Source organism: Daejeonella sp., from assembly GCF_049655485.1.
Lineage (GTDB): Bacteria > Bacteroidota > Bacteroidia > Sphingobacteriales > Sphingobacteriaceae > Daejeonella.
The window spans coordinates 1-1,853 of sequence record NZ_JBASJU010000229.1 but is presented as its reverse complement, the minus strand read 5'-3'; the positions used below and the strand labels follow the sequence as shown (position 1 = coordinate 1,853).

Sequence of the window (1,853 nt, the reverse complement as noted above, 5' to 3'; positions counted from 1 at the left end):
GTGGTAGTCTTACCGTCAAACAGCAGAGTCCATCCGTTTCTTTTTTCCATTTCGCTAAGTGTATTCATAGCCTGATTAGAGTTAGCAGATAATGCGCCCATCTTCGGTTGGCAGCCTATCCCTGTTATCACGATCAAGACAAACACACTCAGTAGTTTAATTTTATAAGACATGCTATTATTTTTCTAAACAGATACTTTGATTATAAATAAAACGGTTCAAATTAGCTATTAATTATACCCGCTTTTTTTAGATAGTCCCGTGTGATCTCAGCACACTGACGGGGCGATTTTCCTTTATCGGGGACTGAATCTAATTCAACGATACCCCAGCCTTTAAACTTGATTTCATCCAGGGCGTTGAAAACAGCTGTAAGATCAACCTTTCCCTGTCCGAGTTCTACAAAAGTGTAAGCTTTTGCATCATTGCCACCCTTTGGCCTCACATCTTTAAGGTGGAGTGCCTTTAAACGGTTCTGGTACTGTCGAATTGCCTTTGCCGGATCTCCACCTCCCTGGTGATAATGAGCAATGTCAAGGAGAAACTTAACCTTATCGTCATCGCAATTTTCGAGTATAACATCTACTTCCTGAGGTGTTTCTCCTAATTGGTGCATGTGATTATGGTAAGTCGTTTGTATCCCGATATCCATCGTTCTCTTACCTATCTCATTTAACAAACCAGCATATTTCTTTAGATCTGCCTGACTTGGTGCGCCGTCCTTTGGACGTGATGAATTAGTAACCTGGATAAACTTGCCTCCAACTGCCTTAACAAATTTTGCATTGTCAACATGCATCTGGATTACTGCTTCATCATTACCAGTGTTAATATTTGCGTTTCCACTTGAAAACATGGAAAATTCCAGGTTATGCGAATTTAAAAGTTCCTTAACTTCCAGAGGCTTTTTACCATATTCCTTCAGTATGTTCGACCGTAGCTGGATTCCTTTAAACCCTAATTCTGAAATATCTTTCATCGCTAACAAATCGTTTCCACCCCAGGTTATTGCAGAGTAACCCACTTTCAATCCCGGAATTCTGGTGGCTGTTAAGGCATTGACTGTACTACAGGAATAAAACGGTATCGAGAGGGCTGCCACGCCTAATTGCGTTAAAAATTTTCTCCGGGATGATTCTGATTTCATATTCATAATTAATATCCCGCATTTTGAGGAAAACTTGCTGCACCACCCTCTGTTCTGTCAATCTGATCACTCGGGATTGGTCGCAGGACATGGAAAGGCTGTATGTTTGGAGCAGCATCCGGATTGTGCTTTTTCACACGTTCGATTAATGTTCCGGTTCTAACAAGGTCAAACCAGCGATCCATCTCACCCAATAACTCCCGGGCACGCTCATCCAGAATAAAATCCATATTAAGCTGAGCAGCGGTTATTTCCATCGCCAATTCTTTTCCAGGCAACGCGGCACGCCGTCTTAACGTATTCATGAAAGTCAATGCCTCCGTAGTATTACCTGATTTGAACAAAGCCTCAGCAGCGATCAAATAGGTTTCCGCTAAACGTGCTACAATGAAATCTCTTGAACCTCTTTCATCCTGCACCGAAGGACGAAGTGGGTCAAGGAATTTGCTTAAAGATGGAAAGTAACGGTAATTCCCCGAGGATAAAACTTCAGCACGATCAATAATTCGATAATTTTTAGACGCTTTCACTACTGCCGAGACGTTTTCCGGTGCAACGTAAATTGCCGTATCACCTATTTTCATACCGGGTGCCAGGGTTGCTGGGTTGTTGGCTAAGAATACTAATTTAAATGATCCATTGTACCTTGAATCTTTCGTACGGTCGAACAAGTCCAAAGTATACATTGTTGGTTTAAAGCGTTTGA

2 protein-coding genes are annotated in these 1,853 nt (G+C 41.8%); both read right to left on the bottom strand.

Features of this window, described 5'->3' with window-relative positions; translation table 11 throughout:
* Positions 1 to 223: 223 nt before the first annotated feature.
* The gene (locus WBJ10_RS09720; RefSeq protein ID WP_424289741.1) at positions 224 to 1,147 is read right to left on the bottom strand and encodes a sugar phosphate isomerase/epimerase family protein; all 924 of its coding nucleotides are present in this window, start codon (positions 1,145 to 1,147) and stop codon (positions 224 to 226) included.
* A gap of 8 nt (positions 1,148 to 1,155) precedes the next feature.
* A partial coding sequence (locus WBJ10_RS09715) for a RagB/SusD family nutrient uptake outer membrane protein (protein WP_424289739.1) occupies positions 1,156 to 1,853 on the bottom strand: 698 nt, incomplete at its 5' end.

What these genes read in the sequence shown, in the direction of transcription:
- WBJ10_RS09720 (WP_424289741.1), bottom strand. Translation starts at nt 1,147, where the DNA reads ATGAAATCAGAATCATCCCGGAGAAAATTTTTAACGCAATTAGGCGTG.